Origin of the sequence: Sphingobacterium sp. ML3W, assembly GCF_000747525.1 — a bacterium.
Classification (GTDB): domain Bacteria; phylum Bacteroidota; class Bacteroidia; order Sphingobacteriales; family Sphingobacteriaceae; genus Sphingobacterium.
In genome coordinates this window covers 766,060-792,019 of sequence record NZ_CP009278.1, presented here as the reverse complement: position 1 = coordinate 792,019, position 25,960 = coordinate 766,060, and the positions used below count along the sequence as shown (strand labels likewise).

At 36.1% G+C, this 25,960-nt stretch carries 24 protein-coding genes; 10 read left to right on the top strand and 14 right to left on the bottom strand.

Annotated elements, in window-relative coordinates:
* Positions 1 to 107: 107 nt before the first annotated feature.
* Positions 108 to 533, top strand: a complete 426-nt coding sequence (locus KO02_RS24325; RefSeq protein WP_038695910.1) for an HYC_CC_PP family protein — start codon at positions 108 to 110, stop codon at positions 531 to 533.
* 95 nt (positions 534 to 628) lie between these two features.
* Positions 629 to 3,556, top strand: coding sequence for a TonB-dependent receptor domain-containing protein (locus tag KO02_RS03590; RefSeq protein ID WP_081918296.1), 2,928 nt, complete (start codon positions 629 to 631; stop codon positions 3,554 to 3,556).
* Between the two features lie 21 nt (positions 3,557 to 3,577).
* Here KO02_RS03590 and KO02_RS03585 read toward each other — a convergent pair whose 3' ends face one another.
* The 4 genes from KO02_RS03585 to floA form a co-directional block, all read right to left on the bottom strand.
* Complete coding sequence (locus tag KO02_RS03585) at positions 3,578 to 4,180, bottom strand: Maf family nucleotide pyrophosphatase (RefSeq protein WP_038695908.1); 603 nt, start codon at positions 4,178 to 4,180, stop codon at positions 3,578 to 3,580.
* Positions 4,181 to 4,699, bottom strand: coding sequence for a KdsC family phosphatase (locus KO02_RS03580; protein WP_038695906.1), 519 nt, complete (start codon positions 4,697 to 4,699; stop codon positions 4,181 to 4,183). It abuts the gene before it with no gap.
* 478 nt (positions 4,700 to 5,177) lie between these two features.
* Positions 5,178 to 6,479, bottom strand: a complete 1,302-nt coding sequence (locus KO02_RS03575) for a DUF3472 domain-containing protein (protein ID WP_038695904.1) — start codon at positions 6,477 to 6,479, stop codon at positions 5,178 to 5,180.
* 143 nt (positions 6,480 to 6,622) lie between these two features.
* Positions 6,623 to 7,612: a flotillin-like protein FloA gene (floA, locus tag KO02_RS03570; protein WP_038695902.1), complete on the bottom strand. Its 990-nt coding sequence runs from the start codon at positions 7,610 to 7,612 to the stop codon at positions 6,623 to 6,625.
* A gap of 294 nt (positions 7,613 to 7,906) precedes the next feature.
* Between floA and KO02_RS03565 the strand changes: the two genes are divergently transcribed.
* The 3 genes from KO02_RS03565 to KO02_RS03555 all read left to right on the top strand — a co-directional run bounded on the left by KO02_RS03565 (position 7,907) and on the right by KO02_RS03555 (position 10,483).
* The gene (locus KO02_RS03565; RefSeq protein WP_038695900.1) at positions 7,907 to 8,440 is read left to right on the top strand and encodes a plastocyanin/azurin family copper-binding protein; all 534 of its coding nucleotides are present in this window, start codon (positions 7,907 to 7,909) and stop codon (positions 8,438 to 8,440) included.
* Between the two features lie 159 nt (positions 8,441 to 8,599).
* Positions 8,600 to 10,006, top strand: a complete 1,407-nt coding sequence (lpdA, locus tag KO02_RS03560) for a dihydrolipoyl dehydrogenase (protein WP_038695898.1) — start codon at positions 8,600 to 8,602, stop codon at positions 10,004 to 10,006.
* Positions 10,007 to 10,075: 69 nt separating this feature from the next.
* Positions 10,076 to 10,483 carry an acyl-CoA thioesterase gene (locus KO02_RS03555; protein ID WP_038695896.1) on the top strand — a complete coding sequence of 136 codons (408 nt, stop codon included), beginning with the start codon at positions 10,076 to 10,078 and terminating at the stop codon, positions 10,481 to 10,483.
* Positions 10,484 to 10,501: 18 nt separating this feature from the next.
* On the opposite strand, the gene KO02_RS03550 is transcribed toward KO02_RS03555, so the two are convergent.
* Complete coding sequence (locus KO02_RS03550; RefSeq protein ID WP_038695894.1) at positions 10,502 to 10,795, bottom strand: DUF3817 domain-containing protein; 294 nt, start codon at positions 10,793 to 10,795, stop codon at positions 10,502 to 10,504.
* 254 nt (positions 10,796 to 11,049) lie between these two features.
* On the opposite strand from KO02_RS03550, the gene lpdA (KO02_RS03545) reads away from it, so the two are divergent.
* Complete coding sequence (lpdA, locus tag KO02_RS03545) at positions 11,050 to 12,438, top strand: dihydrolipoyl dehydrogenase (protein ID WP_038702079.1); 1,389 nt, start codon at positions 11,050 to 11,052, stop codon at positions 12,436 to 12,438.
* A 74-nt stretch (positions 12,439 to 12,512) separates the two neighbouring features.
* Here the strand turns inward: lpdA (KO02_RS03545) and KO02_RS03540 are convergent, their stop codons facing one another.
* The 4 genes from KO02_RS03540 to KO02_RS03525 form a co-directional block, all read right to left on the bottom strand.
* Positions 12,513 to 13,520 carry a LacI family DNA-binding transcriptional regulator gene (locus KO02_RS03540; protein ID WP_144243252.1) on the bottom strand — a complete coding sequence of 336 codons (1,008 nt, stop codon included), beginning with the start codon at positions 13,518 to 13,520 and terminating at the stop codon, positions 12,513 to 12,515.
* Positions 13,521 to 13,647: 127 nt separating this feature from the next.
* Entirely contained in the window at positions 13,648 to 14,205 is a 558-nt protein-coding gene (locus tag KO02_RS03535) for an HAD hydrolase-like protein (protein WP_038695892.1), read from the bottom strand.
* A gap of 7 nt (positions 14,206 to 14,212) precedes the next feature.
* The gene (locus KO02_RS03530; RefSeq protein WP_038695890.1) at positions 14,213 to 14,701 is read right to left on the bottom strand and encodes a hypothetical protein; all 489 of its coding nucleotides are present in this window, start codon (positions 14,699 to 14,701) and stop codon (positions 14,213 to 14,215) included.
* A gap of 142 nt (positions 14,702 to 14,843) precedes the next feature.
* Positions 14,844 to 15,497, bottom strand: coding sequence for an ABC transporter ATP-binding protein (locus KO02_RS03525; RefSeq protein ID WP_200878654.1), 654 nt, complete (start codon positions 15,495 to 15,497; stop codon positions 14,844 to 14,846).
* Positions 15,498 to 15,670: 173 nt separating this feature from the next.
* On the opposite strand from KO02_RS03525, the gene sucC reads away from it, so the two are divergent.
* From sucC to KO02_RS03510, 3 genes are all read left to right on the top strand, one after another.
* On the top strand, positions 15,671 to 16,864 hold the full coding sequence (sucC, locus tag KO02_RS03520; protein WP_038695886.1) for an ADP-forming succinate--CoA ligase subunit beta: 1,194 nt from the start codon (positions 15,671 to 15,673) through the stop codon (positions 16,862 to 16,864).
* Between the two features lie 182 nt (positions 16,865 to 17,046).
* The gene (gene asnS, locus KO02_RS03515; protein WP_038695884.1) at positions 17,047 to 18,492 is read left to right on the top strand and encodes an asparagine--tRNA ligase; all 1,446 of its coding nucleotides are present in this window, start codon (positions 17,047 to 17,049) and stop codon (positions 18,490 to 18,492) included.
* A gap of 99 nt (positions 18,493 to 18,591) precedes the next feature.
* A complete protein-coding gene (locus tag KO02_RS03510; protein WP_038695882.1) occupies positions 18,592 to 19,212 on the top strand; it encodes an L-threonylcarbamoyladenylate synthase in 621 nt (206 codons plus the stop codon).
* 408 nt (positions 19,213 to 19,620) lie between these two features.
* On the opposite strand, the gene KO02_RS03505 is transcribed toward KO02_RS03510, so the two are convergent.
* The 5 genes from KO02_RS03505 to tilS all read right to left on the bottom strand — a co-directional run bounded on the left by KO02_RS03505 (position 19,621) and on the right by tilS (position 23,321).
* Positions 19,621 to 19,947, bottom strand: a complete 327-nt coding sequence (locus KO02_RS03505) for a DUF721 domain-containing protein (RefSeq protein ID WP_051959750.1) — start codon at positions 19,945 to 19,947, stop codon at positions 19,621 to 19,623.
* Entirely contained in the window at positions 19,940 to 21,043 is a 1,104-nt protein-coding gene (recF, locus tag KO02_RS03500) for a DNA replication/repair protein RecF (protein ID WP_038695880.1), read from the bottom strand. Before recF ends, KO02_RS03505 begins: the two co-directional genes overlap by 8 nt.
* A gap of 35 nt (positions 21,044 to 21,078) precedes the next feature.
* Positions 21,079 to 21,405, bottom strand: coding sequence for a DUF4834 family protein (locus KO02_RS03495; RefSeq protein WP_038695878.1), 327 nt, complete (start codon positions 21,403 to 21,405; stop codon positions 21,079 to 21,081).
* A 91-nt stretch (positions 21,406 to 21,496) separates the two neighbouring features.
* Positions 21,497 to 21,994: a hypothetical protein gene (locus tag KO02_RS03490; RefSeq protein ID WP_144243251.1), complete on the bottom strand. Its 498-nt coding sequence runs from the start codon at positions 21,992 to 21,994 to the stop codon at positions 21,497 to 21,499.
* 1 nt (position 21,995) lies between these two features.
* Complete coding sequence (gene tilS / locus KO02_RS03485; RefSeq protein WP_038695876.1) at positions 21,996 to 23,321, bottom strand: tRNA lysidine(34) synthetase TilS; 1,326 nt, start codon at positions 23,319 to 23,321, stop codon at positions 21,996 to 21,998.
* Positions 23,322 to 23,463: 142 nt separating this feature from the next.
* On the opposite strand from tilS, the gene KO02_RS03480 reads away from it, so the two are divergent.
* Entirely contained in the window at positions 23,464 to 25,920 is a 2,457-nt protein-coding gene (locus tag KO02_RS03480; protein WP_081918295.1) for an OstA-like protein, read from the top strand.
* The last annotated feature ends 40 nt before the right edge of the window (positions 25,921 to 25,960 follow it).

The window sequence follows — 25,960 nt, the reverse complement described above, 5'->3', positions numbered from 1 at the left end:
CAAACAACAATTATTGGAATCATTTTCGCATTCAAAATATATTAATGTAGCAATATTATGACACCAAGTATGCACCAGATAGCAAGTTCTTTGTTAGATTTGTCACAATGAAACAGTTGATTGTATTATTTTTAATCTTACACTATTCCCTTACGGCGACTAGCGCAACTGTATATTTTCATTTTTGCCATGGTGAAACACAGTCTATCTCTCTGAGTAATGACAAGACATCGCATTCAGAATGTTCATTGTGCAAAAAAAATGATACCTGCCACAAGACAACTTCCACTGAAGATAACAAATGTAAAAACGTTTCTGTTGATTTGAAAAATGTAGATGACAATCACTTTTCCTCCGACAGTACAAAGATTTATCCGACTTTCAGTCCGGCTATACTTGTTTTGAATTGGATTATTATCAATCAATTTTATTTTGAAAATATTACCAATCCTAAAAGTGTCTTACCTTGCAGTAAGCCCATAAGTGAATCGGATATTCCCCCTTATTTAGTCAATTGTAATTTCAGAATCTGATTAAAATAAATTTTTATTGGTCTCTATGAGACACGGAAATCAAACTTCAACTATACATTTTGAAGTGTATTACTATTTTAAAAATTTAAAAAATCATGAAGCAAATTATTCAATACGCACTTATACCTTTATTTCTTTTTCTATCAAATTCATTAAAAGCAGAATTTAATTTCGCTAAGCAAGATAGCACAACTACATTACACGTAGCAGGTAATTGTGGTATGTGCAAAAAACGTATCGAAAAGGCAGCCAAACTTCCGGGTGTTTCTGCTGCAACTTGGAATGAGGATACCCAGAAATTAAATTTAACCTACAGTAACAAAAAGTCTACATTAGAAGATATTAAAAAAAGTATTGCCCATGTAGGACACGATGTTGAAAATCTTCGTGGAGATGATAAAGCATATGCAGAATTGCATGAATGTTGTTTGTATCCACGATTAGAAAGTTCAAATGCACTTCCGACTGCGAATGTTGGTAATGCAACGAGCAGTGCAATGCATACCGTACCATCGGCAGATAGTACAGTGACTATGCAGGTTGCAGGAAACTGCCCAATGTGTAAAAAACGTATAGAGACTGCTGCAAATATTACAGGTGTTTCCGCAGCAGTTTGGGATGTCGACACAAAAAAATTAATTATAAAATACAATAACCAATCCGCTAATTCAGATGCTATAAGAAAAAGTATTGCGGCAGCTGGACATGATGTTGACCATGTACCTGCTGATGATCAAGCATATGAAGCACTGCATGAATGTTGCCTATATCCAAGAATGGAAAATGGTCAAATAACGGCAGAAAAAGTAAAGGAAGAGAATCACCAAGATCACAACCATATCGTTACAGGTGTCGTTGTTGAAGAAAATGAGAAAGGAGATTTAAACCCAATTATTGGTGTTAACATCCATTGGTTAGAAGATAAAAGCAAAAATACAAGAACCAATGAAAACGGTGTTTTCAAATTGCAGCATTACGCTAACTTCAAACAACTTGTAGTTAGTTTTGCGGGTATGCAATCGGATACCATCACCGTCAAAGACTTACACGAAGTTCTTATGATCAATGCCAAAGGTAATGTATTAGCAGAAGTAGTCATTACAGGTAGTAGAAAGTCCAATTTCATAAACCGTATGAATCCGGCTCGTGTAGAAGTCATAACGGCTAAGGAATTGTTTAAAGCGGCATGTTGTGATTTAAGTGAGAGCTTCGAAACAAATGCATCCGTAGACGTGGTCAGCAATGATGCAGTGACAGGTTCAAAACAGATTCAAATGCTTGGACTCAGTGGTATTTATACGCAATTAACCGTTGAGAACTTACCTGGACCTCGTGGTCTAGCAGCCCCGCTTGGCCTTAATTCCATTTCTGGAACTTGGATTGAATCTATTCAAATAGCAAAAGGTATTGGTTCCGTCGCTAACGGATATGAGAACATGGCCGGTCAAATTAATATTGAATTAAAAAAACCTCAAAATTCCGATCGTTTATTCTTCAATGCCTATGCTAATAACATGGGACGAACTGATGTAAATTTGAACTTAGCACAAAAAATCAATGACAATTGGTCAACGTCAGTCCTATTACACGATAATTTCATGTTCAACAAAAGCATGAATTTCAGTGACAATGGATTTCGCGACATTCCAGTTGGTAATCTATTTTCAGGGATCAATCGATGGAATTATGAAAACGGCAAAGGCTTTATAGCACAATTTGGTGTCAAATACTTAAATGATGACCGTACAGGTGGTCAAACAGATTTTAATAAAAAAACTGATAAAGGCACAACAAACAAATATGGCTTGGGTTTTGACATCGAAAGAATTGAGGGGTTTGCGAAAATTGGCTATGTCTTTCCTGAAAATAGACACCGTAGTATAGGCTTACAGTTAGCAGGTTCCAATTATAATCAAAAAAGCTACTTTGGCTTGAAGAATTATAATGGCGAGCAACAGAACGGTTATGCAAATTTGATTTTCCAAGATGTTCTTGGAACTGTAGCTCATAAATACCGCGTTGGGGCTTCCGTGAATTACGATAACTATGACGAATTATACTTAGATGTTCAAAACTTCAAAAGAAAAGAAACTGTTTCGGGGGCTTTCTTAGAGTATACATTTAGCCCAAATGAAAAATTTGATGCCGTAGTAGGCCTTAGACAAGATTACAATTCATTATATGGATGGTTTACTACGCCTCGCCTAAACTTACGTTATGCACCATTTACGGGCAATACAATGCGTTTAAGCGCAGGAAGAGGCCAAAGAACGGCGAATATCATTGCTGAAAACATGTCCGCATTAGCAAGTAGCCGTACATTAATCATCAAAAATGAAGACAACTTTAAAAATGCCTACGGTCTACAGCCTGAGGTCTCCTGGAATACAGGATTTACAATAGACCAAACTTTTAGGTTATTTAATAGAGAAGCAACTGCATCAGTAGAATTGTTTAGAAACAATTTTGAAAACCAAGTCGTTGTAGATTATGAAAACCCAAGAGAAATCTCATTCTATAACCTCGACGGAAAATCATACTCCAATAGCCTACAAGCAGAATTACGATTCAACCCATTGCCACGTTTAGAGACAAGACTTGCATACCGTTTATTAGATGTTCAAACAGATTTTGAAAGTGGACGAAACAGCAAGCCGCTATTGGCTAAACATAGAGGATTTACAAACCTAGCATATTCACTTCCTTCAGGTTGGAGCTTTGATTATACACTCAACATCGTTGGTGATAAGAGAATTCCATCTACCATTGAAAATCCAATAGCATATCAAGTACCAACAAAATCAAACGCTTATGTAACAATGAATGCGCAAGTCAGTAAAGATTTTGGAAAACATAAAAATTTCACAATATATGTGGGAGGAGAAAATTTAACGAACCATTTTCAACAAAACCCAATTATAGGTGCTGATGATCCATTCGGTTCTTATTTTGATACCTCACTATTATGGGGTCCACTAACCGGTAGAATGTTCTACACAGGAGTAAGATTTCATATCAATTAGAAACAGAAAGGGGGACTATACTTATAGTTCCCCTTTTTTATGTGCAGCTATTTTCTTCAATTCCTGATAAAGACGAGCTGTTGGTAAGCCTACGACATTCGTATATTCTCCTTTTATACTTTTAATGCCAATACGACCAATCCATTCCTGTATACCATACGAACCCGCTTTATCCATAGGTTGAAATTCATCAATATAAAAATTTATTTCCTCATCACTCAAAGGATAAAATTCAACTTCGGTAGATTCTGAAAAAGTCGTTAATTTCTGATTATTCAGAATACATACCGCAGTTATCACTTCATGAACAGTTCCTGACAGCATCTTAAGAACCTTAAATGCCTCCTCTTTATTTTTAGGCTTCCCCAAAATATCCTGCCCCAAAGTTACGACAATCGTATCTGCAGTAATGATCAATGCATGCTCAAAGTCGTTTAAAAAAGCTGCAGCCTTCTTTTCCGCAATTGATCGGACCACGTCTATTGGTTTCAATAGCGCATCAACCACTTCATCGGTCTCACGAACAATAACTTCGAATTTCAATCCCAACTCACTTAATAATTGACTTCGTCTTGGAGACTGAGATCCCAATATGATATGTTTATCAATTAAATTCACCATCATCTAAATGCTTCTAATTTCATGATCCAGTTCCCATCTTCCCTGTATTTTCAGGACTTTTTCCATCACATCGCGAACAGCACCAAAGCCACCTGCTACAGGCGATATATAGTGACAAACTTTTTTAACCTCCTCGATAGCATCAGAAGGACAGGTAGCCAAACCCGCAAATTGCATACATGGCAAATCAGGCATATCATCCCCCATATAGAGAATATCTTCAAATTCTAAATTATAGCGTTCCAATATTTCTTTTAGCTTCTCCATTTTATTAGAAATCCCAGAATGAACTTCTTTGATTCCTAGTCCTTCTAGCCTCTTTACTACACCTTTCGAATTTCCTCCTGTAATAATGATGACCGGATAACCCCGCTTAACAGCCAACTGCAATACATATCCATCCTTAATATTGAAAGATCGCATCTGATGCCCATCTTCATTTACAAGTACTCGACCATCAGTTAATACACCGTCTACATCCAATACAAAAGCTTTCACTTTTTTTAGATTATCAAAAATCATAACTCTTTTTTTTCAAAAATAAGTATTAAAAAATTCGAAATACGATATATTTTTATGAATATTAATCCTTCAAATAGACATCTTTTTATTCCATTTAGACAAAAAATCATATTAATGTCACAACACATATTGTGACGACAACTTTATGATAAAATATTTGGATGCAACTGCTATTTTCATGTATCTTTGTAGAAGATAATTAAGGTTATCTATTACTAAAAAGTAATGATGAGTGTCATGAAGAATTAATCGAAATGACATTCACACAACATTAAATCAAATGTTTATCATTAATTTTGCAGTAACAAATCACCACAAGATGGCGATTTATTTAAAATGTCTTTTCATAATTTAGGTTTATAATTGGTTAGTAACAAACCCTGGTGCCCATCATCAGGGTTTTGTTTTTTAAACAACTAGACTAAAAAAAATAGCTGCAAATGAATCATTTACAGCTATAATCAGATTTAACAAAGTTCTATTTTTTCGGAAGCATCTTTAAATTAATTTTTGGCTTTACTCCATTAGGTTTTCTAGTAAACGTACTTCCTGCAGGAACATAATCGTTAAAAAAACCAAAATTCCTGAGGTAAAATCTGTTATCATTAACCCCTCCTGCATAATCCATACGATAGCCTTTATGTCCTGTGTTATCAACCGTAAATCTACCTGCAGTACATTCGTACCAATTTCCCTTATCGTCAGCTACCCATTGATTTGAAAACTGTACCTCTCTTTGATAAATACCTTGCTCTGGATTGAAATTCTCTAAAAAAGAATGAAATCTGGATAGATATTGATTCGTTTGAGGACGTTCAAATTCCGCAATAATCTGCCATTCACCTACCTCTGGAGCATAAAACCAAGCAGTGTAAGCCGTATAATTATTTGCTATAGGTCTACCACGCAATAAAAATTTATAGGTATTTCCAGCGACCCAATTAAACTTTAAATAACTTTGACCACCAGAACCTTCATTTCCGAATTCGCCGGTATGAACTGCTTGACCTTTAGTTTTTAAAATAATCTTGTGATCATCAGGGATCTCATTTGGATCATCTGTCGTAAAAGGACTCCAGACAGAAAATAAAATGCGGCGTTCGGTACTGCTATTTACCTGCATACCGAAGTAACCGACATTAAAGCCATTAGACATAAAATAAGAACCCTCTACGTCATTTCCTTTCGGAACGGTAACTTCATTATAAAAATATTCAATATTCTTATCTTTTGGTTGCTCATAGCCCATATGAGTTGATGGTCCTCTTCTACCCCAGTAAAAGAAATTATCTTCATTATTTCTAACAAAATTCATTTGTTCTGAAGCTGCTCCCGTCAAAACATAACCATCAATGGTAGGATATAATGAAGCTACAGTTTTTGCTTTTAATTCAATTGCATAGTATCCCGTGTCTGCAATTGTAAAATCAGCAATATTTATCTGACCTTTTTGGTCAGGCGATATGCTAACATCGACACTTTTACCTGCCAATGTAAAGGTAAATTCTCCACCATCATTAGCCTTAATAACTTGAACTGAAACATGCACATTGCCTGTTTTGCCAAAGCGAACAAATGTTTTGACCGTACGTCCTGCATCATTCCAATGTTCGATCTTCCCGGTCTTCACAATCGATTCTTTATTATCGCTTTGCGGATACTCCCAAGTATTGCCACCGATAGGCACAAAACTCTCCTTTTCAGATGTCAAAGACTGAGCGTAAGCGAACGTCAGATTTAAAAAGAAAAATAGGAATAATAACTTTTTTATTGATTTCATGTTCATAACAATTAATTATAACATTAAATATAATGATAGGAATATGAATATCGAACCGTTAGAAACACTTAAAAAAAAACAACCGATTGCAGTTACGATGCAATCGGTTGTTAAATTGTATAAAAATACTGTTACAACAATATTTAGTCTTTTTGGGGTCCCCTAGTGTCATGACCAGGCTTAGAAATAGAACTTCGCATATCAGTATCTGCTTGGATATTCTGCATCTTATAATAATCCATAATACCTAAATTTCCATTTTTAAAAGCTTCTGCCATTGCTAACGGTAATTGAGATTCAGCCTCAATCACTTTTGCTCTTGCTTCTTGCGCCTTGGCACGCATTTCCTGCTCATTGGCTACAGCCATAGCTCTGCGCTCTTCCGCTCTTGCATTAGCAACTTTTAAATCGGCCTCAGCTTGATCTGTTTGCAATTTTGCACCTACGTTTTCACCAATATCAATATCTGCAATATCGATAGATAAAATTTCGAAAGCTGTACCACTATCCAATCCTTTAGCAAGGACTGTCTTTGATATGCGGTCTGGATTTTCTAAAACCTGCTTATGGCTTTCCGAAGATCCAATCGTTGTCACGATACCTTCACCAACACGAGCTAAAATAGTTTCTTCACCTGCACCTCCAACTAATTGATTAATATTAGCTCGGACAGTAACACGTGCTTTCGCTATTAATTGAATACCATCCTTTGCAACAGCAGCTACTGGAGGAGTATTGATAACTTGTGGATTAACCGATAATTGAACTGCGTCAAAAACATCACGTCCAGCCAAATCAATAGCTGTAGCTAGTTTAAAACTTAGGGGAATATTCGCCTTATCTGCTGAGATTAAAGCTTTAATCACTCTATTCACATTCCCACCTGCTAAATAATGGGTCTCAATTTCGTTGGATGTAATATTTAAGCCTGCCTTTGTCGAAATTATCATCGCATTTGTCACCAAAGAGGGTGGCACTTTACGCAATCTCATCAATACCAAATTCAATAAGCTAATTTTAACATTAGACAGTTGAGCCGTGAACCAAAGATTGACGGGTAATAAATAAAGCAAAAGAAACAAGGCTACTACACAGCCTATAATCATTAAAGCAAAAGAAAAATTTGGATCCATCTGATTAGATTAATTAAATAGTAATTGTTTTAAAGATATTAAATAATGAGCAGACATTTACTATTGTAGAAAAAAAAACAGCATTAATTATAAGCATAAGCGATTATCTGATTGCGTTAAATTTATTTTCAATAATCTAATCACGTAAAAAAAACAGACTTTGTGTCGATAAACAATTGCAAAACTTTTGCAACTCACCAACCTTGTCGTATATTTAGAAATTATTACGAAAAAGAAACAATTAAAAGCAATATTTTGCTTATTTTTAGGGAAAAACACAAATACAATAACATAATGAAAAAATTATTTGTTTTACCAGCTATTGCATTGGCAATAACTTTTGCTTCTTGCGGAGGCAATACAACAAAAGAAAACAGTTCAACTACTGAACAAACAACTCCAGAAGTTGTTGAGGCGGAAACAGAAACAATCCCTGGAATTGAAAATGTCGAGCTTTCTAACACTTTAGCATTAGAAGGTAATGATGCAATGAAATATGATAAAAACCTTTTCCGCGTAAAAGCTGGAGAAAGCGTTGAATTAACATTTAAGAATGCAGGTACAATGCCAAAAGAATCTATGGGACATAACGTGGTAATCTTAAAACCAGGAACTGACCTAGCTACTTTTGGTGGAGAAGCAGCAGCTGCACAAGCGGATGAATATGTTCCAAAATCGGCACTTTCTTCTGTAGTAGCACATACAAAATTACTAGGTCCAGGTGAAACTGATAAAATTACCTTTACACTAGAAAAAGGAACTTACGATTTCATCTGTAGCTTCCCTGGTCACTACGGAGTAATGCAAGGTAAAATTGTTGCCGAATAATCTTTAAGAAATAATTCTGAAAGGCATTCCATCAAAAGGGATGCCTTTTTTATTGAGTAATAGACTATATCTTATCAAATTTATACCGCATTTTAACAAAATAGATTTCCTATAATGTTAATTATAACTAAATTTGCTAAAACATTTAAAACGTAATCGATGCAATACGACGTAATAGTAATTGGAAGTGGGCCAGGCGGATATGTAGCAGCAATCCGTTGTGCACAGTTAGGGTTAAAAACTGCTATAATTGAGAAATATAACTCTTTTGGGGGAACTTGTTTAAATGTAGGCTGTATCCCTTCAAAAGCATTATTAGATTCATCAGAGCATTACCACAATGCTGCACACTCATTCGAAGCACATGGTATCAGCGTAAGTGACTTAAAAGTTGATATCAAAAAAATGATTGCTCGTAAAGACGATGTAATTAACCAAAATACTGCAGGTATCACTTACCTCTTCAAAAAGAACAAAGTTGAAAGTTTCCAAGGTATTGGTTCATTTATTGACAAGAACACCATCAAAATCACAAAAGAAGATGGTACTTCGGAGCAGATTACGGGTAAAAACGTAATTATCGCAACAGGTTCAAAACCGACTTATCTACCCTTCCTACCTGTAGATAAAAAAAGAATCATTACTTCGACAGAAGCATTAAACTTAACTGAAATCCCTAAACACTTAATCGTTATTGGCGGTGGTGTTATTGGACTTGAATTAGGTTCTGTTTACGCTCGTTTAGGTGCTAAAGTTTCGGTTGTAGAATTTGCGAAATCAATCATCGGCACGATGGACGGTGGTTTAGGTAAAGAGCTGCAACGCGTTTTGAAAAAATCACTTGGCATGGAGTTCTATATGGGCCACAAAGTAACAGGTGCAAGCTCTAAAGGTAAAACAGTTACAGTAACAGCTGAAAACCCAAAAGGAGAAACTATCTCTTTAGAAGGTGACTACTGTATCGTAGCAGTTGGCCGTACCGCTTATACGGAGAATTTAGGTCTTGAGAATATTGGTATTACCGTTGAGGAAAGAGGTAAAAAAATCAGCGTAAATGATCATTTAGAAACAATCGTACCTGGTGTTTATGCAATTGGAGATGTGATTACAGGTCCTATGCTTGCTCATAAGGCAGAGGATGAAGGTGTTTTTGTAGCAGAAAGCATCGTGGGTCAAAAACCACACATCGATTACAACTTAATTCCAGGAGTTGTTTACACTTGGCCAGAGGTTGCTTCAGTTGGTAAAACAGAGGAACAATTAAAAGAAGCTGGTGTAAAATATAAGACTGGTTCATTCTCTTTCAAAGCTTCTGGTCGTGCCAAAGCGTCGATGGACACAGACGGATTTGTTAAGATATTAGCAGATGCTGAAACAGATGAAGTTATTGGTGTACATATGATTGGACCACGAGCTGCAGATATGATTTCGGAAGCGGTAGTGGCTATGGAATACCGTGCTTCGGCAGAAGATATCGGTCGTATTTGTCATGCACACCCGACCTATACTGAAGCGATTAAAGAAGCTGCTTTAGCAGCAACTTCTAATAGAGCAATTCATGCTTAAAAATACGAAAGGGGAAAAGTAAAATTTTCCCCTTTTTCTTTCATCTAACTACCTAAGCCAAGAAAACATATGAATTTCTATACGCGAAAATGGGTGAAACCAGAGGATTTAAACCCAAATGGCTCACTATTTGGAGGAACACTCCTAAGATGGATTGACGAGGAAGCTGTAATTTATGCTATCGTTCAATTAGCCAACTCACATGTCGTGACTAAATACATCTCTGAAATTAATTTCGTGAGTTCTGCAAAAAAAGGTGACATTATAGAATTAGGCATCGAAGCTATTAAATTTGGAACAACTTCCATAACGATGCGCTGCGAAGTCCGTAATAAAATTACAAGAAAAACAATTCTATCCATCGATAAACTCGTTTTTGTCAACCTCAATAAAGAAGGATTACCAACAGCACATGGTAAGACTGAAATTACCTACGCTTATGCAAGTAATGATAAAATAAAAAAGGATGATCTCTAAATCATCCTTTTTTATTTTCTATTTCTTTTGACCATTGATTACTTTTTTCAAATCTAACTCCACCCAAAATCCTACAATGGGAATGAGCGAGGCAAACATATATGCCAATGGACGCTTCCAATTCCATTTATATTCAATTGTACACATAATCAGCATGATTACAAATACAACCACAAAAAAACCATGAATTGAACCTGCTATCTTTACCGCCTCAGGAGTATCAAAAAAATACTTCATCGGCATAGCAATGAAAAACAAACAAATGGTTGAAACAGCTTCCCAAAGTGCTATTTGTCTAAAAATTCGGAGCATAAAAACGTGATTTAAAAAATGTGTAATCCCAAAAATAGAATTATTTTACGAGATGAATATTTTATAATTTATGCTTTGACCTTCTTTTGACATAATTAGAAATCAACTGACTCCCGTTTATTAAAATCTGCCAATATAATGTCGATCAATTTTATAACATTCAGAAAAAATGCTTACTTTTGAAGAAGCTTGGTTATTCTGAAACGCTAGATGTAAAGAATAAATTGAGCATTCAACTACACAATAATTATTTTATGAATTACGACATCATTGTAATTGGTAGTGGTCCTGGTGGATATGTTGCTGCCATTAGAGCCTCACAATTAGGTTTCAAAACTGCTATCATCGAGCGCGAATCTTTAGGAGGTATTTGTTTAAATTGGGGATGTATCCCAACCAAAGCTCTTTTAAAAAGTGCACAAGTTTTTGAATATTTAAATCATGCTGCTGAATATGGTATCAATGTACAAGGCGGTGAGCCTGATTTTGATGCTATCGTTAAAAGAAGTCGTGGCGTAGCTGATGGAATGAGCAAAGGTATTCAATTCTTAATGAAGAAGAATAAAATCGACATCATCATGGGTACTGCTAAAATTAAAAAAGGTGGTAAAATTGATGTAAAAGCAGCAGATGGCTCTTCTAAAGAATATACCGCAAAACATACGATATTAGCAACAGGTGCACGTTCTCGTGAATTACCTAATCTGCCTCAAGACGGTAAAAAAATCATTGGATATAGACAGGCATTAGTTCTCCCTAAACAACCAAAATCACTTGTGATCGTTGGCTCAGGAGCTATCGGAATTGAATTCGCATATTTTTACAATGCAATTGGCACGAAAGTGACTGTTGTTGAATTCATGGATCGCATTGTTCCAGTTGAAGATGAGGAAATATCAAAACAATTAGAAAAAAGCTTAAAGAAACAAGGTATTAACATTTTAACTTCATCTGAAGTACAATCTGTTGACACATCAGGTACTTTAAGTAAAGTAAATATCAAATCGGCAAAAGGCATGGAAGTTATCGAGGCTGAAGTTGTATTATCAGCTGTAGGTATCATGCCAAACATTGAAAACATTGGTCTTGAAGAAGTTGGTGTAAAAACTGAACGCGGTCGTGTTGTTGTTGACGATTTTTACAAAACAAATATCGATGGCGTATATGCTATTGGCGATATTGTAAAAGGACAGGCCCTTGCCCACGTAGCTTCAGCAGAAGGAATTTTATGTATCGAAGCCATCAAAGGACTCCATGTAGAAGCTATTGACTATAACAACATTCCAGGCTGTACGTATTGCTCTCCTGAAGTTGCTTCAGTAGGATATACGGAGAAGGCTGCAAAAGAAGCTGGTTACGAAGTAAAAGTAGGGAAATTCCCTTTCTCTGCTTCAGGTAAAGCTTCTGCATCTGGTGCAAAAGACGGCTTTGTGAAAGTTATCTTTGACGCAAAATATGGAGAATTCCTAGGAGCACATATGATTGGTGCGAACGTTACCGAGCTGATTGCTGAAATTGTAGTTGCAAGAAAACTTGAAACAACTGGTCATGAAATGATTAAAGCAATTCATCCACATCCAACCATGAGTGAGGCAATTATGGAAGCTTGTGCGGATGCTTATGGTGAAGTTATTCATTTATAATCGAACCAGCACTATATTAAAACAGAAAAGGCTTATCATAGGATAAGCCTTTTCTGTTTTAATATAACATCAGATCACATAATCAATCGTGATTTAAAAACAATCTGTTGCGGTGCTAAATCTGCATTATTTATTTTTTCAAATAAAATTTCAGCTGCTTTTTTAGCTTGGTTACCAGGAAATTGTTCAATACAGCCCATTGGCGGATTTTCCATATATTTCCACAGTGGGTAATTGGCATAACTAATAAAATGGATATCATGGTTCAGCACCAGCCCTCTATTACGAGCAGCCTTCATAACGTCTAAGGTCACAAAATCATTAAAAGAAACTACGGCCGTTGGTCTTTCAGAAAGTGCATATAGCTTTTCCATTGCCGCCTCATTGCCTTCTGTTGTTAAATCCGTATTAACGATATATTTCTCATCATAATCCAACCCATTTCGTTTTAGGGCGGACAAGAAAGAATGCTTACGTTCTTCACTAGCAGGAAGTAGCTGCGGCCCATTAATAAGCGCAATTTTAGCATGTCCACGAACTACAAATGCATCGATAGCTTCATTCATTCCTGTGGCCAAATCGCTCTCTACTTTATTAATTTTTGGGATATCTGGCACACAATCGAAAAATACTATTGGTGTTCCCGAATTTTCTATTTTCTCAAGAAATTCTAAATTTGTTGTGTTTTTCCCCACAGACATCAATACACCATCAACACGATGACTTTTGAATGTCTTCAATATCCGCTCTTCCCTTTCAGCATCATCCAAAGACTGCCCCATAATTACCGTATACTTACGTTCATTAGACACATTTTCAATTTCACTGATAGCAGAAGCGAAAAATGGTTCAGACAGGCTTGGCAATAAAACGCCTATTGTAAAAGTCTTGCGCTGTTTGAAAAAAATCGCCGTTTGGTTAGGTTCATAATTCAATTCCTCCGCAACTTTTTTCACTCGCATTGTCGTCACTAATCCGATACTTGGATGGTCATTCAACGCTCGAGATACAGTAGACGGCGAAATTTTCAGCTTCTTAGCTATTTCTTTAATTGTTGTTGGTTTATCCCCTTGCATACTCATAGTCGAATCTCACTAAATTTACATTCCGATAAATATACCATTTTTTAGCCTATTTTTAGAATAAGAGTTTAATTTAAGAAACTAACTAATCCAAAAAATACACATTAACTACTTGTAAGATAACCGATTAAGCAGATGTCGTACCATCGATATAAATTAGTTGATTTTTAGCAATTTGCAATTCATCTGCGATATAATCCAGCGGTTCCAAATCACGAAATTTTAATTCATCAACAAAATAAACTTTTAATTTAGAAGCTAAACTTCCCCATTCAATATGTTTAATCTTATTCAATTGCATCAAGGGATTACCTTTTGTCAAAATACAAATCGGTTTACCTGCATTAACAATCTCATGGAGCAAGTCCTCCATCCCTTCTTTCATTAATAATTTAACCGGCAATACGGCATTGACAAATAATCGTTCAAAATGCTCTTTGTATTTTAAATCAAATTGAAAAGCCTCCGCAGCATGTTCAAAAATCATTTCTTCACCTCTAGCATCCAGATGTTTCTTGAAAAAAGAAACCAAATCATCCTGAGGAGGATACGTTTCCGTAAATTCTAGAAAATTAGCGAACAAATAATAAACCTGCAATAAGTAATCGCGTTTTGGATAAATAACCTCATCCAATTCAAAAACGAAGACTTGTTTATCCAATGGGAAATCCTGATATCTTAACATAAAATTATTAGTCTTTAGAAACCGCGCATAAAGCGAAATCATCGCCAGAGTCTGAAACGACAAACAAACCATCCAATTGGGTATCCGGAGTGCTAAAATCATCAATTAAAGACTTACCATTAACCAGGATAGTCAATGAAAGGTCCTTAGGAGGATTTTCAATTATAAAATAATCTTGTAGCACATCTTGGGCAGGAACAATTACCTTAATACCATATTCTTCAAATAAAACTTTAGCTTCAGCCAAAGGTTCAAATTCAAAACCTCCCAAAGGCAGAATGTAATCAATCTGATTATCTAAACTTATCTTTAATATCTCGTGTGCATAGGTAGGCATCAAACCGGTCGGTACTTTAAAGTATTTTCCGGAATCAATTAAAAGGGATGGAATTTCCTCCGAGCTCGCAAAGAAGATATCAAATTTATCTTCCAATAGTTTTGCAATACGTTGTCCTAGACCCCTTGTCCCAAATGTTATTAATATTCTTTTTCTCATCAGAAAATAAGTTGTTTTGATTAATGAGTGTTAGCTCTAATTATACCATTGAGCTGGTTTCACTCGGTTTTAAAGGCGATGAAGAGATCATGAGCGCGAGATTACAGTTTGTGCATTCATCTTACTCATGATGATTTCAGATCTACACGATCACATTTCCATCACGCATATGAATCGTGCGATCAGAAATACGTGCTAAATCTTCATTATGAGTTACAATCACAAAAGTTTGTTGAAATTTATCCCTAAGATCAAAAAATAACTGATGCAGGGCAGTAGCATTCTCCGAATCCAGATTACCTGACGGTTCATCTGCTAAAATAATAGCCGGGTTATTAATCAAAGCACGGGCAACAGAAACCCGCTGTTGTTCACCACCAGACATTTCCGTCGGCTTGTGCCCTGCACGATGCGAGACTCCTAACAAATCTAAGATTTCCATCGCACGGACTTCCGCAACTTTACGTCCTTCTCCTTTTATAAAAGCCGGAATGCAAACATTTTCCAAAGCCGTAAACTCAGGAAGTAAATGATGAAACTGAAAGACAAATCCGATATGTTCATTGCGAAATGCACTCAGTTTTTTTGTATTCAAACTACTTATGTCAATTCCATTGATAAATAATTCACCCTTATCAGCCGAATCCAATGTACCTATAATATGTAGAAGCGTACTTTTTCCAGCACCCGAAGCACCAACAATACTCACAATTTCTCCTTTCGCTACTTCGATATCAACACCTTTTAAAATGGGTAATGGACCGTACGATTTGAAAATACTTTTGGCTTGTAACATCATATCACAAAGTTAAATATTTTTTACAAACTAAAGCTTTGAATAAATAAACACCTAAATAGTCCATATCCGCCAAATAGTATTTAATAAAAGTCAATTTAAGCTAATATTATGCTCAATAGCTTGACCATTCGCTTAAAAAATAATACTTTTACAACACAAACATTTTTGCAATGAACATTCACGAATATCAAGGAAAAGAAATACTTAAAAGTTTTGGCGTAAGAGTACAAGAAGGTATTGTTGCTGAAACTCCAGAGCAAGCTGTAGAAGCTGCTAAAAAATTGAAAGAAGAATACAATTCTGACTGGGTTGTAATCAAAGCTCAAATTCATGCTGGTGGCCGCGGTAAAGGTGGTGGCGTTAAATTAGCTAAAAACCTAGATGAGGTATCACAACGTGCTACCGATATCATCGGGATGCAATTAGTAACTCCTCAAACTGGTCCTGAAGGTAAAAAAGTTAGCAAAGTATTAGTTGCTCAAGATGTTTACTATCCTGGTGAAAGTGAAACAAAAGAATTCTATGTGTCTGTTTTACTAGACCGTGCTAAAGGTCGTAATATCATTATGTATTCTACAGAAGGTGGAATGGACATTGAAGAAGTAGCAGAAAAAACTCCAAACTTAATCTTCAAAGAAGAAATCGACCCTAAAGTTGGTCTTCAAGGTTTCCAAGCTCGTAAAATTGCTTTCAACTTAGGCTTAACTGGTGGTGCACAGAAAGAAATGGTAAAATTTGTTGCTGCTTTATACAAAGCATATGAGTCAACAGATTCTGCTATGTTCGAAATCAACCCTGTATTAAAAACATCTGACGACAAAATCTTAGCAGTAGATGCGAAAGTAGACTTAGATGAGAATGCATTATACCGTCACCCAGATTATGCAGCAATGCGTGATGTAACGGAAGAGGACCCTACAGAAGTTGAAGCTGGTAAATCTAACCTAAACTATGTGAAACTTGACGGTAACGTAGGTTGTATGGTAAATGGTGCTGGTCTTGCAATGGCTACAATGGATATCATCAAAATTGCTGGTGGTGAGCCTGCTAACTTCTTAGATGTTGGTGGTACTGCTAATGCTGAAACAGTAAAAGCTGGTTTTAATATCATCTTATCTGATCCAAATGTAAAAGCAATCTTAATTAACATCTTCGGTGGTATCGTTCGTTGTGACCGTGTAGCACAAGGTGTGATTGATGCTTACAATGAAATTGGAAATATCCCTGTACCAATTATCGTACGTCTTCAAGGTACTAATGCCGCTGAAGCGAAAAAATTAATCGATGACTCAGGATTAAAAGTTTATTCTGCAATTCAATTACATGAAGCTGCTGAATTGGTAACTAAAGTATTAAAAGGTTAATTTTCCCTTTAAAACAATATCAAAGCCTCTGGAAAATTCCAGAGGCTTTTTCAATTTAACAAATACAGACAATTTCTAAATAAATCAAGGATAATTATAAATTATACCCTATTTTTGAGTTTCGTATAAAAAAATAAGATCCTGAACAAATATTTAGACCTTATTTGAAATGCTATATCACAATGGAACATACTCGTATAAAAGAATTATTAAATGCCACTGAATTTGGGCATGAAGTTGTTGTTAAAGGTTGGGTTAAAACTTTCCGTAACAATCAATTTATAGCCATTAATGATGGATCTTCCATTCACAATATACAAGCAGTAGTTGATTTTGAAAACACACCAGAAGGTCTTTTAAAAAGAATCAACACAGGTGCTGCATTACGTATAAAAGGGAATTTAATCGAATCACAAGGAAAAGGTCAGAAAGTTGAAATCAAAGTAAACGAATTGACGATCTTAGGCGATTCTGACGCTGAGAAATATCCGCTACAACCTAAGAAGCATAGTTTGGAATTTTTACGTGAAATAGCGCACTTACGTTTCCGTACAACTACCTTCAATGCTGTTTTTAAAGTTCGTAATGCATTAGCATACGCTGTTCACAAATTCTTTAATGAAAAAGAATTTGTATACATGCACACGCCAATTATCACAGGATCTGATGCTGAAGGTGCTGGAGAGATGTTTCGCGTCACCTCATTAGACTTGAACAACCTCCCACGTACAGAAAATGGTGATATTGATTTTAAAGAAGATTTTTTCGGTAAATCCACTAATCTAACTGTATCAGGACAATTAGAAGGCGAATTAGCAGCAATGGCATTGGGTAATATCTATACCTTTGGGCCTACATTCCGTGCCGAAAATTCAAACACAACACGTCACTTAGCCGAGTTTTGGATGATCGAGCCAGAAATGGCATTCTATGAATTGGAAGACAACATGGATTTAGCAGAAGAGCTGTTAAAATATGTCATCAAATATGCACTAGATACATGTCCAGATGAAATTGACTTCTTAAAAACACGTTTATTAGAAGAGGAAAAAAATAAGCCTGCAGCAGAAAGAGCAGAATTGAATCTGATCGATAAGTTAACGTTTGTTTTAAATAACGACTTTGAGCGTGTTACTTACACTGAAGCAATTGAAATATTGAAACGTAGTAAGCCGAACCAAAAGAAACAATTCAAATATTTAATTGATGAATGGGGAGCTGACCTACAATCTGAGCACGAACGTTACTTAGTAGAGAAGCACTACAAAAAACCGGTTATTCTAATCGATTATCCAGCAGAAATCAAATCATTTTATATGAAACAAAATGATGTAGATGCCCATGGACACAAAACAGTACGTGCAATGGATATTCTTTTCCCAGGTATCGGTGAAATGGTGGGCGGATCTCAACGTGAAGAAAACTTAGAGAAGTTATTAGCACGTATGGATGAAGTCAATATCCCTGCTGAAGAAATGGAGTGGTTCTTAGATACACGTCGTTACGGTTCAGCACCGCACTCAGGCTTTGGACTAGGATTCGAGCGTTTGGTATTATTTGTGACCGGTATGACCAATATTAGAGATGTCATCCCATTCCCACGTACGCCGAACAATGCAGAATTTTAATTAATAGCAATCATATAGTAAGCGGTCAAAACACATTCAGTTTTGACCGCTTTTCGTTTATCTATAATTTATTTGTAATTTAGTATATATCTCAACGTTATGTTAGTCCGAATCTACGATAATAATCCCAATGAAAAGTCAATACAGCAAGTAGTTGACGTTCTAAAAAAAGGTGGAGTCATCATCTACCCCACCGATACGGTTTATGGTATCGGATGCGACATTACGAATCAGAAAGCAATAGAAAAAGTTTGTGAAATTCGTGGATTAAAAGCCGATAAAGCGAACCTATCTTTTATTTGTTACGACTTAACAGATATAGCATTGTACACAAAGCCTTTCGATACAGCAGTCTTTCGAGTATTAAAAAAAGCCCTTCCAGGCCCGTTTACATTTATTTTTAATGCCAGTGGTCAGGTACCAAAATTATTAAGCTCCAAAAAGAAAACAGTGGGTATCCGAGTTCCTGACAACAATATCGTACGCGAAATTGTACGCGTGCTTGGCAATCCCATTGTTACAGCCTCTATCCGGGATGAAGATGACATTCTAGAATATTCCACCGATCCCGAATTAATCCACGAAAAGTATGAAAATCTTGTTGACCTAGTCATTGATGGTGGTTACGGTGACAATGTGGCTTCTACAGTCGTAGATCTTACAGAAGGTGAATTTGAAGTTATCAGAGCGGGTAAAGGAAATTTAGAGGAATATCTATAAGATATTCCCACGCTCAACTTGTATTTTTAAAGCTTTATTAAAAAGCTTTAAACCATCGTGAGTAACTCCGCAAATCATCTTTCGAAAAAAGTAAGTCAAAATTCCTGAAAAGTATTTCCCCTGATTCAGAAGCGTTTCATGATCAGCTATTTTTTCGAGTATAAAATAGTGTTCCCATCAAATAAAACAGAAATAAACAGGTTGCTTTTCCACCGAAACTCTTTTAGAGGAATGATGTTTAGAAACAGTGGATTCATCGTCATACTTGGCCCATTGGGCTGTTCTAATCTAACTTACGCACGATGTCCAACCTGTGGGATCCAGAAACAAATTGCTTAATGGTAGGGCTCCAATTAGGGATTAGTCATGAAAAAATCCATCCATTTTGATGAATATACTAATTTAATATTACAGTACGACCAGCTCTTCTACGATAACATGGCCCACATGTTCATTTACACGTCCTAAAATTTGCTTGCGCATCAAGACCAATTCATTTTTGATTACAGCAGACTCAACCTTCACAAACAGCTTCTTATCTTTGATATAGATTTGTTTTGTTCGATTAGCAATAGCTTTACCGATCAACGATGGCCATACAGCCAAAATAGAGGTTTCTTCAAATTTACGTTTCAGCTTGTAGGCATCAAGAAGGCGATCAATTGCCTCTTTGATGGTGATATCATCACTAGACCGAATATATTCTAACCCGCCCTTATACTTCTTATTATACATAAACTTCACCTCCTGCTATGTCAAAGATACGCACTGGACTGGCAATAGCATCAAAAATCCGTTTAATTCTTTTTGAATCCGTATCTGTCAGAAAAATTTGACCAAACTCATCATCCGAAACCATCTGCATCAATTTATGCGTGCGTTTATCGTCCAATTTATCAAAGATATCATCCAATAGCAAAAGCGGTTTAAAACCTTTCTTTTGTTGAAAAAATGAATACTGTGCGAGTTTTAAGGCAATCAAAAAAGATTTTTGCTGACCTTGAGATCCAAATTTTTTCAAAGGCATACCTCCATGTATGGTAAAGATCAGATCATCCTTATGAATACCAACAGAGGTTCTTTCTAAAATACGGTCCCGCTCCAAGTTTTTCTCTAAAATATTCAGGAATGAATCCTGCATCAATGGAGAGTCATACACCAGCTGAACGGTTTCTGCGCCCTCCGTAAGATAGAGATAATGGCGATCAAACTCCGGCTGAAACTCCGCCATAAAAGCAATACGCTTATTATAGATAGCAGTTCCTACCTCTTCAAGTTGCATATTCAGCACTTCAACAAGACTCAAATCCAATACACCACTCTGCCTCGCTAGCTTCAACAACATGTTGCGCTGAGCGATTATCTTATTATAGATGATCAGTGTATCGAGATATTTATTATCCGTCTGCGAGATGACATTATCAATAAACTTTCGACGCTCTTCACTCCCATCTGTAATAATTAGACTGTCATTAGGAGAAATCATCACCAAAGGAAATTGACCAATATGATCAGCCAATCTAGGATAATCCTTCTTGTTTTTCTTAAATTGTTTTTTCTGATTTCGTTTGATGCTACAGGAGATATCATCATGGAGTTCGTCCTTCTCAAAAGAACCTTGCAGCATAAACCAGTCTTGGCCCTGTTTTATATGCTGCGAATCAATAGGATTAAAATAGCTCTTGCACAAAGAAAGATAATGGATAGCGTCCAACAAATTGGTTTTCCCAACACCATTATCACCCGCAAAAGCATTTACTTCGGGCAAGAATTCTAAAGAAGATTCTGTATAGTTCTTAAAATTTAAAACTGAAAGCTGACGCAACCACATAGCACAAAGATACGCTATTTAGCGTAGCAACTCATTTATTTTATTTCCTCAAAGTCTACAAATTCCCCCGCATTATCAGCTACTTTTCTTTTTTGTTCTTGTTTAGGAGGTACATAATCTACCGATATACGTCCATCATTTTTTGGAGTAGAATGTGCGTTATCATTATTTTGACCAAAAGTCTCATAACGGAAACTCCCTCCTCCATTTGTATAAGTAGAGCCACCTTGCTGCTGCTGTGCTTTTTTCATCAGCTTCTCTGCAGCTTTTCGCATTGCAAATGGTAGTAATAATCGAATTAAAAATTTAACTAAATACCAAACAGCAAATGCAATCAATAAAAATTTTAATAATCCTGCCATAACTTTATATTCGTTGTCATTTTATCAAAAATAAAGAATCTCGCTGAAAACACTTGTCTTAAAAATGTCAGTATATTTGATTTAACAATTTTTAAGAATTTCCTTGACCAGCTTTTGCTTGCTGAATAGCGCGAAATAACTCTTCTTGACGTTGCGTTCCTATTACATAAACCAACCCGTCTTTATCCGTTAACCAAACAGCATCTTTACCACCAGCATAAAATTTAATCTTACCATTGATATGGAGGTTATAAACCGGATTGTTAAAAAAGAACCTACTGAATGGTTTTTTCTCAACCTTCACTATTGAGCTCAATTCAATCTTTACTAATCGTGTTGTCCACAAACCACTCAGCATGACCTTGCCTTCAAACACTTCGATACGGTACAATAACAAATACATCATGACCACAGATGTGATAATAATGGCTATGCCAACTAATAAAAACAACTGACTGGATAGTAATTGGTCAATATTCAAATAAACCGCCGTGAAACAAAATAGCGCAAGTACCAGACGCACACTTATCCAAACACGGTCTCGACCTAAATATTGGTTTTCTGTATATAGGAGTCCTTCTTTCATCATGTTATTTACAAACTAAAATAAACACTTTTTTAGTATTACCACTTATCTTATATCGATTATCAAGTCGATAGTTAGCTACCCAAATAATATCCCCATTACCATTTACCAAAATCGGAATGTTTCCCTTCTCGAAAACATTGATTTTGTAATTATTAAACAGATCACTTATTTTTTTTCTTCCAGTCATACCCAATGGGTAAAAATAATCGCCGGTTCGCCATGCTCTTAAAGTAAGCGGAAAAACCAAAAGGTCGCTATCTATTTTTGCTACTGCCCTATCCGGATAGATAGATAAGTCATAGCTATTGTCACAACTAAAATTATAACCTCTCCAAGATACTGATTTTGTTTCTGAAGTAATAACAGTTTCATCCTCCTGCACATACTCTTTTTCTCGAATAATTAGAAAATCGCGATCCAACAATAAATCATAATGTTCAGATTGAAAAAGCCTCCCAGACTCCTTATCAAAACACGATTGCAAATCCTTCAATACACTTTTCGTAAAGCCAAAAGAAGAAAACAATTCATAGAGCAATGGTAAGTCTTGGATGTATTGACGTAATTTCAACTTTTCGATTACCCATGCATCTTGGTCCTTCTTAAAAAGCGCTTCCCGTATAGGCGTTATAAACTGCTGCAACAACGTATAACTTTCTTTAAAATGCATGATATTCTGTTCAAAAATACGCTCAAAATCAGGTTGCATTTTTTTGAACTGCGGAATGATATCGATACGAACTTTATTTCGAGCATACTTCGTCGAAAAGTTAGATTGATCATCACGATATGGAATCTGATACTCCTCAACATATTGCAGCACTTCATCGGCTTTCAAAAATAACAAAGGACGAATCAATCGGTCTCGTTTCAACTGAATGCCCTGTAACCCTTGTAGACCTGTCCCGCGAGTAAGGTTGAGTAAAACAGTTTCAATATGGTCATTCAAGTGTTGCGCAACAGCAATTTTATCAAAACCAATTGCTTGTCTCAATTCCTCGAACCAAGCATAACGTAATTCACGAGCAGCCATTTGGATAGAGATTCCTCTCTCACCAGCTATCCGTTCCGTTTCAAAATGATTTACGTAGCAGGGTATACCGTGCATAATCGCAAAATCTCGCACTAGATTTTCATCCAAATCAGACGCTACATCACGCAATTGAAAATTACAATGTGCAATTGCAATCTGGTAACCCGCTTTAGCCAATAAATAGGTCATCAGCATGGAGTCCCGACCACCGCTTACAGTCAACAATATCTTATCATTAACCTCAAAAAGATTATTATCTTGGATAAAAAAAGTCAATCTCTCCAGCAAATTCATACATCAAAGATAATGTATATTTTTTGAGCGTATATTTGTTTATGTGAAAATTTACCAATAATCTACAAGTTCAATTAAAATACATATTTTTGCTTCTGTGAAACAATACCTTTTGTCTTTTATATTTCTGGCCTTGAGCCTTATGCTAGTGTCAGCGCAACAGCAAGATGAACTTCGTTTACTTTCGTCTTCCAATATGATCACTGGCATGTCTAATAATGCCATGTTCTACCGCCCTGTATTTGAACATAAAGGGTCTACGCTTTCCGCAGATAGCGGATACCTACATAAAGATGAAATAGGAAGACAGTTTTTTGAAGCCTACAGTAATGTTATCATTACACAACCAACCGGAACACAGATCTTCGCAGATAAGCTACATTATGAAGCAGCATCTCAAAATGCGACTTTAACGCAAAATGTTCGGATGGTTAGTCGTTCCTCCGTATTAACGACAAATCACCTGCAATATAATATGCGGAGCAGCATCGGAAACTATTACGATGGTGGTCGTATAACCAGTGGTACCGATACCATCACAAGTACGAATGCCACCTATTTCGAAAACACTCAAGATGCATTTTTCAACAAAAAGGTAGTGGTACGTAGTCAGAATGTTAAAATTTATACAGACTCGATGAAATACAACTCTCCAAGTAGCATGACGTACTTTTTTACCCCCACTAATATTCAGGGGAATAAGGGCGAAAACCTCTACACAGAGAAAGGAGATTATAATACTACTACAGGTGTTGCCAATTTCACTAAAAAGAATCTTTACACAGAAGGAAGTAAACTACTAAAGGGCGATACGCTACACTATGACAGACGTACGGGTGAAGGCCAAGCCATTCATAATGTTGTTTTTATTGACACCACCGATAAGTTTTATGCCTATGGTAACAAAGGTCTTTACCGCCAATCGGATGAGTCCATTACGATGACCGAGAAGCCTTTAATCATATCTGTTGTAAAGAAAGATAATGCACCAAGCGATTCAACCGATACAGCAATCGCAAATACCGAAACAAAAGGTGCTAAAGAGGTAAAGAAAAAAGAAAAAAATGACAAAAAAGAAAAGGATGAAGTCGTTTCGACAGCTGAAAATGAGGCTAGGGAAAACAAGCTCGTAAAGCTTGAACCTGTAGACCTACCAAAAGACTCTGTTCAGATGGATTCTATTTTCATGACCGCAGATACACTTTTCTCTAAAATGATCCTCCGAAGTGACTACATACCCAAAGATTTCAAGTTAAGTCGAGATGGAGGTGAACTAGATGATGAGGTGGATGAAGATTATGGTGACGATGATAGTACAGGCACTGTTTTCACCGATGGATTAGATTCATTGCAATTTAAAAAGGACTCTTTAGGTAATAAAGAAATCATTACGGAGAAACCCGAAAAAGAAATAAAGAATACCACCAACACTTTAAAAGATAAAGCTGCGCCAGAAACTAAAAAAGAAAAATCAAATACAAATAAGGCCGCAACAAAACCTGTGGCTAAAGATTTAAATCGATTTGAATTAGAAAAAAACAGCAATGCTGATAGCCTTTTACGAAAAAATGCCGTTATACCCAAGGCGGACTATAGCGACCAAATTTTCAATAAAGCACTCCGCTCAGCTAAAAACAATGATGCCGAATCTGCAAGTCCACCAGACACTGCTAAAACCCGCATTGTCAAAGCATATCATAGTGTACGTATGTTTAAATCGGATTTTCAAGCCGTAGCCGATTCTGTTTACTATGGCATGGCAGATTCTATGTTCAGACTAATGGGAAAACCAATGATTTGGGCAGAAAAGTCACAAATGACGGGCGATACTATTTTCCTACAATTTGTCAATCAAAAGCTAGATAATACTTTAATCTTGGGCAATGCCTTTATGGTAAACTCTACCTTAGACTCAAGCAAATACAATCAATTAAAGGGTCGTAAAATAACAGGGTTCTTTAATAAGAATAGCTTAGAACGTATGTTCGTAGATGGTAATGCCGAAAACATCATTTATGTCGTCAATGAAGTAACTAATGTCGCAACAGAATTGTTCCATGACAAAAGTAGTCGCATCAAGATCTTTATGGAAAACAATAAGTTGAAAGAATATATTTCCGTTCGAAAAGTAGATGGCAAGGTTTACCCGGTTGCCCAATTAACACAAGAAAAAGAATTTCTACCCGGTTTTATTTGGAAACCAGAAGATAGGCCAAAATCCAAAGAAGATCTTCTCAATAGAAAAAGAATCTTAACAAAAGAGGAGGTCAAAGCACCTGGAGAGGAAAATAAAGACGGAAAACAGAAAGAGAAGGCTAATAGCAATGTAGACAGTGGAACCGAGAATAAAGAACCCGAAACTGAAAATAAAGAGGCAGGACAAAAAAAGAAAGTGAATGACAATCTGGACATCTTAGTTGAAGATAAAACTTCAGAGGTTGATAATAAACCAGCAGAACCTAAGGATAAGGATATCAAAAAGGTTTTGCCCAAAACAATAGAAAGCTTAGAAAAAATCAACCCGTTACAGAAGGACTCTTTAAAGACAGAACCTATTAAAAAAACTGAAGCAACATTAAAAGAGTCCAGTAAATCTTAAATGTAGCACGCTTACAAGGATAAAAAAAGGTCGGATTGCA